Origin of the sequence: Ectobacillus ponti (genome assembly GCF_024294785.1) — a bacterium.
Classification (GTDB): domain Bacteria; phylum Bacillota; class Bacilli; order Bacillales; family Bacillaceae_G; genus Ectobacillus; species Ectobacillus ponti.
In genome coordinates, this window is record NZ_JANCLT010000011.1 from 134079 (window position 1) to 140229 (window position 6151).

7 protein-coding genes are annotated in these 6151 nt (G+C 45.0%); 4 read left to right on the forward strand and 3 right to left on the reverse strand.

Translation table 11 applies throughout. The annotated features are described in order from the left end of the window. Positions 1-9 precede the first annotated feature (9 nt). Positions 10-945, forward strand: coding sequence for a sensor domain-containing diguanylate cyclase (locus tag NK662_RS18230; RefSeq protein ID WP_254760375.1), 936 nt, complete (start codon positions 10-12; stop codon positions 943-945). A gap of 390 nt (positions 946-1335) precedes the next feature. Here the strand turns inward: NK662_RS18230 and NK662_RS18235 are convergent, their stop codons facing one another. Continuing rightward, entirely contained in the window at positions 1336-1734 is a 399-nt protein-coding gene (locus NK662_RS18235) for a cytidine deaminase (RefSeq protein ID WP_254760376.1), read from the reverse strand. A 909-nt stretch (positions 1735-2643) separates the two neighbouring features. On the opposite strand from NK662_RS18235, the gene NK662_RS18240 reads away from it, so the two are divergent. The 3 genes from NK662_RS18240 to NK662_RS23785 all read left to right on the forward strand — a co-directional run bounded on the left by NK662_RS18240 (position 2644) and on the right by NK662_RS23785 (position 4125). Then, positions 2644-3141 (forward strand): helix-turn-helix domain-containing protein, encoded by a 498-nt coding sequence (locus NK662_RS18240; RefSeq protein WP_254760377.1) that lies wholly within the window; start codon positions 2644-2646, stop codon positions 3139-3141. A 12-nt stretch (positions 3142-3153) separates the two neighbouring features. Then, on the forward strand, positions 3154-3738 hold the full coding sequence (locus tag NK662_RS18245; protein ID WP_254760378.1) for a hypothetical protein: 585 nt from the start codon (positions 3154-3156) through the stop codon (positions 3736-3738). A 150-nt stretch (positions 3739-3888) separates the two neighbouring features. Then, positions 3889-4125: a hypothetical protein gene (locus NK662_RS23785; protein ID WP_368736080.1), complete on the forward strand. Its 237-nt coding sequence runs from the start codon at positions 3889-3891 to the stop codon at positions 4123-4125. Positions 4126-4604: 479 nt separating this feature from the next. On the opposite strand, the gene NK662_RS18250 is transcribed toward NK662_RS23785, so the two are convergent. Further along, positions 4605-5114, reverse strand: coding sequence for a hypothetical protein (locus tag NK662_RS18250; protein WP_254760379.1), 510 nt, complete (start codon positions 5112-5114; stop codon positions 4605-4607). Positions 5115-5756: 642 nt separating this feature from the next. After that, on the reverse strand, positions 5757-6151 hold a 395-nt coding region (locus tag NK662_RS18255), incomplete at its 5' end, for a hypothetical protein (RefSeq protein ID WP_254760380.1).

Genomic DNA, 6151 nt, shown 5'->3' on the forward strand with positions numbered 1-6151 from the left:
GTACATAATATGTCAAAATCCATACCGCCGGCTCCCCGTACCTTTCAGGAAGCGGCTACTGAATTGTTGAACCTTGTAAATTCCTATATAGGGGGGAAAACGGTGTTTCTCAGCCGTATCACCCTTGACGAGTTCTCTATTCTCAGGTTGCAGAATTATGGAAACGAATGTCTTATACAGGAAGGGACGACGATCTCTTTGCAAGGATCAATTTGCCAGCTTGTGTTCGCAAGTCGACAACCTGTTATCATTGACGATGTGGGGGAACATCCTGTTGTCGGATGCCTTCCCACTATCCGGGAGGCAAATATCAAATCCTATCTGGGTGTTCCTATCCTTACAAGTGATGGTGAGATGTTTGGCACCTTATGCGCTGTAGACTCTGAGCCTTTTCATTTCACCAAGGAACATGCCGGAACATTTGAGGGGCTGGCACGATTCTTTTCCTATGTATTGGAACTGGAGCACTTGGCGAAGGTGGACGCACTGACGGGATTGTATAACCGCCACTCCCTGTACGCTTACTTTGACTATCAACATAATCAGAACACACAGGGAACTCTCATGTTCCTTGATTTGGATGGCTTTAAACAAGTCAATGATAAGCTGGGTCACGAAATGGGCGATTTAATCTTGCAGGAGGCGGCAAAACGAATTCAAAAGGTGGCTCGTCCTGAAAACATGGCAGCCCGCTTAGGGGGCGATGAGTTTGTGATGGACTTTCCTGGTTTGGTGAAGATGGAAGACATATGTGAAAAAGCAAGGGAGCTTGTACATGTCATGAATGAATGGCATATCTTCGGAAAGTCCCTGGATCTGTCTGTCAGCATTGGAATTGTTCAGTATCCCGAGGATGGGACAGATATCCGCGTACTGCTCAAGTATGCGGATGCAGCCATGTACCGTGCCAAAGAAAAGGGCAGGAACGGTTTTCAGTTTTTTTGACAAGGGGTGTCCTATGTTGGCTATCCCTTGCTTCTCCCGTATAAAAAGCAGCGGGGCAAATTCTATATGAGCGGAGAGAGCAGGGGAGATTGAAATAATGGTTTTCCTAACAAGGGAGGTGTCAAAGCGATCGCCAGCAGGGAATCCAAAATATGCCCCGTCCGTTTAGGTGAATCAGCGAAACGGACGGGGGCTTTTTGCTGTGCGCTGAAGCAAGAAACGCAGTCGCAAAACAGCGGGGAAGAGAGGGGGATCATTTTTTAAAATAATAAAAACTGAGTATAAACCCGTAATTTTTAGCATTTAGACTCAAAAACACTTTATCAAGAAAATAAAGGAAGGCAAGGCTACTTTGCACAGAAATAACCAGAGCCTGTCTGAACCAGTACTTTACATCTCTAAATCGGTAAAGGCATAGGGTAATAAATCTTGTAATGTCAGGGCCAATATCTCTCGTTTCTCATTCGTTAAATAAACAGGCATGTCAGGTAAGCAGAATTCCGCCAGAACTTGTCTGCAAATACTGCAAGGCGGGAGAAAATCTACGGTGTCCCCTGCGACAGCGATCGCTTGAAAGTCACCTTTTTTGTAGCCATTTGTGATTGCGGTGAATATAGCTGTTCTTTCGGCACAATTTGTTGCACCCAAGGAAACATTTTCTACATTCACGCCATGAATAACCGTCCCATCCTTTAACAGCAATGCCACTCCAACGGGAAATTTAGAATAAGGTGCATAGGCTTTCCCCTTCATATTACGTGCACTTTCCATCAATTGCTCTTTATTCATATCAGCCATCCCCTTAAGAAGAATGAACTTTTTACAGTCCCCTTTGCGCCAATCATGCAATTGGCAGGATTCTCATATTACCATTTTTTCGCAAATTTATCAACATGGATACCAGGAAGAGTTAGCAGCACGGTTCACTCCTGCCAACGAAAGGACCCTAGGGCACTCTCGGCACCTCACTATGCTTCAAACATGCACCTTCCTGTAGCCTTCAAGAAAAGAAACAGCAAACCAAAGAAATGCACGAACTACTCCTGCGGCTCATCTTCTAGAATCTCAATATCGTCTATTTCATAGCCGCGATACAGATGATATGCCGCGTGCGGCAAAACCAACTGGCAGTACCAACAACATCTTCATAGTCTTTTCTCATATGCTCCCTCCTCTGTGTTCCATTCATGTGTGGGAGAGCCAAGTCCAATTTGAAATGAGCCACTGCTTCTTCCAAGCAGGCGAGGTGGAATCTTAACCTCGAACATCCCTAAAGAGGACATCCCGTGGTCATCCTTTAACGAATGGCACAGCCTGCTATATGATGCTCGATTACGTATGATGAACGGGAGTGGGTGGAATTTGAACAGGCAGGATTCCCGAAAGATGTAATACAAGCGACATGGGAATGCTTATTTGATTATGACTGACTCGCCAGCTGTCTGGTTGATTGGGCTGGGGATCCTCGTGAGGATTGGCTGCAGGGAGTGACTCCACAAATATGGATGGAGCAAATCTTACGAGTAGAACGGTTTATTCCACAGTACCGTGGAGTGCACAAAAATAGATCCTATAACAAGAAGAAATAAGTTTATGCAGGAAGAAGGATTTGCCGTAGTATGATTTGAAATAATAGGAATAATGTCATTTTGTTTATTTTGCTCATTTTGTTTATAATGATAAGAACGGAGGTGCCATATGATTAAGGAGAAAAGAGACAGTGTAAATGAATTGATTGCTGAGCTGGAGGTCGTGCTGCAAAATCCCAATGATGCTTCCAACTCCATGCGCATTCAAAAGGCAATTGATGTTTTGAAGAAAGCCATGACTGTACAGGTGGGAGACCGGCAAATTACATTCCTTTCAAACGATGCAGTAGACTTTAAATTCTACGATAATATACGTGCTACGGCTGCTGTGAGTCAGGAGCTGCCGTACGATGAAAACAAGTATGTGGATACAAAAACGGTGGCCGAATACTATGGTGTTACCTCTGAAACAGTACGGAATTGGATTCAGAAAAACGTCATTTCTGGCCACCAAGTAGGGCCGCGTGGCAGATACCTGATTCCGAGAGAGGAATTTGAGTATATGAAGCAGCGGCGAGAGCATCAGAAGGACGAAACAGAACAACTGATGAAGGATTTTTTAGGGAAAGATTATACAGAGAACTGGGAGATTGAGATCGACGAGTAGGGGAGAGCAAACATGGTTGTCATTGCATTAGACACGAATTTTGTGGCTCCCAGAGTGATTCACGGGGGCGGGAGAAACAGCGAGGCAAATTTGTTAGATCGTATGCTATTTTTACAATTAAAAGGGTACCTGCGTATTGCATTGCACAAAACCACGCAGGCAGAAGTATATGCCATTCTTCGGGTTGGCCGCATTAAAATGCGGGGGCCTGACGGGAAAAGAGTTGCTAAGAAGTTCCCTCACCATATTATCATGCACTTTGTAAATCGGTACCATGACTTGTTTGATGTAGCATTCATGGATTCCTTGAACCGTGTCGGCTTTGACGACCCCGATACATACAAAGAGTTGCTGTTCACTGAAATCAAATACCATTTAGGAATGAGTATTCAACAATCTGTCGAGTATCTGCAGAACAAAGGTATTGCTCTTGATTACGCAAGAGATCCGTATGATTATCAAATCATGGTCAGTGCGCTCATGGACCGAGCGGATTACTTGGTCACAACCAATATCAGCGACTTTCCTAATCCGCTCAGCTTTTGCAGAGTAGTTACAGAGAAGGAGCTGGCAGATGTCCTGCCTATATATCCGTAGTAAAGGCCCTCTCATCATAGAAGTCGTAGACAAGCTTTCGTGGCCCAGTAGCTCCTGAATCGTCCGGATGTTCACATTTTCTTTATTTTCCTGCAGCAGCAGTTTACAGAGGATTATCTTTTTAATTCTCCATCACAAGCTGCTAGCGCTGTGCTTCAGAATCCTCGCGCGGGTTGGTCTGATTGGGAAAACTTTGAAGGGCAAACGTTGGGGGAGGCAACAGGCAGGCGCGTGTCAGCCGAAACCTTACCCGAAAAAGCCGCTTCAGGAGAGTTTTCACACACAGCAATGCGTCGCATGCCAGACGGATGTGCCAAAACACAGTTCCGTGTACGAAGAGCTGCATCTGCTGATCTAGCAGCAGGAGGAGAGAGACTATTTTCGTGAGTATCAGGAATGGCGTGATGTGCTGGTTTCACTGGAAGTGCCGCCGCAGCTCATGCATAAACTCCTGCATAAGCACAGCAGTTTGGAAGACTCCATCAAGCAAACGGAACGGGAAATCGCAAAGCTGTCAGAAAGCATCAGTACACAGTTCACTGACGAGGAGATACGACAAAAAGAGATAGCGGGAAACATCACCCTGAAAAGCAAACAAAACAGCTTCACTTTGCAAAGAGGGGCTGTTTTGTTGCAGATATCGTAATCGGAACCTGAGCTTGCATGCGCTGCAGTATTGCATGTGAGGCTTTCTAATGTGCTGCTTCGCGGACAGAAAAATATTGTGTCACAGGATAGTGGAGTTGTAGGCATAACCCTTCCCTCCTCAATCGGCATGGCATCAGCTAGAAGAGATTTGCGAAGCTGTGTGAAGAAGCACCACCCTGTAGTTCCAAAGGGGAGGACAAACTAAAGAAATGCCTGAGCTATTCCTGTGACTCATCCTCCAGAATGAAAATATCGTCTATTTCATAGCCTAGATATATACGATATGCCGATTGTGGAATAAGTAACTCATCTAAGGGCGATTTCTTCACATGATAATTATGTTCGTCAAGTTCAATATGCAAAGCATCCATTGGAATCTGAAAGTTGCGAAGAGTTATATCGCTATCAAGTCCAACACCGAGCGCCTTCCCCTCAAACACTACATCTTCGTCATTGACGATTGCTAGCACTCGCACCCTCTGTCCATCGCGTACAGAATATGTGGCGAGCCTTTCATCACATACGGGAGACGGGTCACGCTTAAGCTTCTTATATACTAAGTAGCCGTAGCGGGACCATACGTCTAGACCGAGTTCCTGCTCCTTTTGGAACGCATGCAGCATACGTTTACGCAGCGCTTCATCAGATATATATTCGTGATGACTGAGCTCTGTTTTGATGATTTCCGCCTTTGTTGCTTGGTCTAATTCATTAAACCTGCAATGCATTTCGCGTTAAAGCCAACTGGCGGTACCAACCACATCCGCATATTCCTTTCTCATCTGCTCCCTCCTCTGTGTTTTATTCCTATGTTGGGAAAATGAGTCCAATGCACATGCTCCAGGGCAAACCATAAGAAAATTCCTTGAACATTATGCCTATCAAAAGCATGGTACTGTAATCACTACAACATGATGAACACGTAGGTGCCGCATCAAAGTTTCTATAATTACGTTTAAGGTGCCATGCCTCGGGCTTAACTATCTTTCATATAAAAGCAACGAATCTAGCCAATCAACGGAACTGATATGAGAAGAAAAGGAAGAAAGCAAAAAGAAGGAAAATTCGCCTCCATCTTCGCAGGGCAATCAACAGCAGACGCAAAACGAGGATAGAAGAGTAACAGGAAGAGGGCATAGCGACGGCGCAGGAGATGAGCCGCAATACGTAGAGATGACAGGATATGTTGTGCTGACAAACAGCGATGTATTCTCCCTCAGCAAGTATGACGAGGTATTTCCATCCCCGCCGTGGTATATTCCCACCCTGCACCAAATTGGACCCGACAAGTTTGAGGAAACGCAGCATGGTGTATGCAGGGGAATTGTTGGTGGAAGAGGTCGGCACCCAACGCCAATTCTGGATCGCAGTCAACCACTTTCTGGGTGCAGCTTGGACAAACTCGCCAGTTTATTTAAATGTTTAATGGATTTTCCGAAAAATACTGACAACTCTTTCGTCGTATAGGCCCCTTGAGACGAAGCATTATTTCCGGCTTTAATACCAAACTGAGCTTTCATCGCGTTAATTTGACGAGATAGTCGGATAGGATTTACTTCTTTGCTCCGTCGAACTTCGTTTCGAGTGATAATTAACTCTAGTTCCGCTTGGACGTCTCCAAAAAACTTGCGGCATGGGACAGCAGAAAGTCCTACTATGGGGTGGAGTATGAATATACCAAGTGCTATATGTTTTTTGCAAGCAGAAAGTGCAGAGAATTGCAGCGAAAAGTGCAGAGGCTTGCCGCTCCGTTTTTTATTAAAAA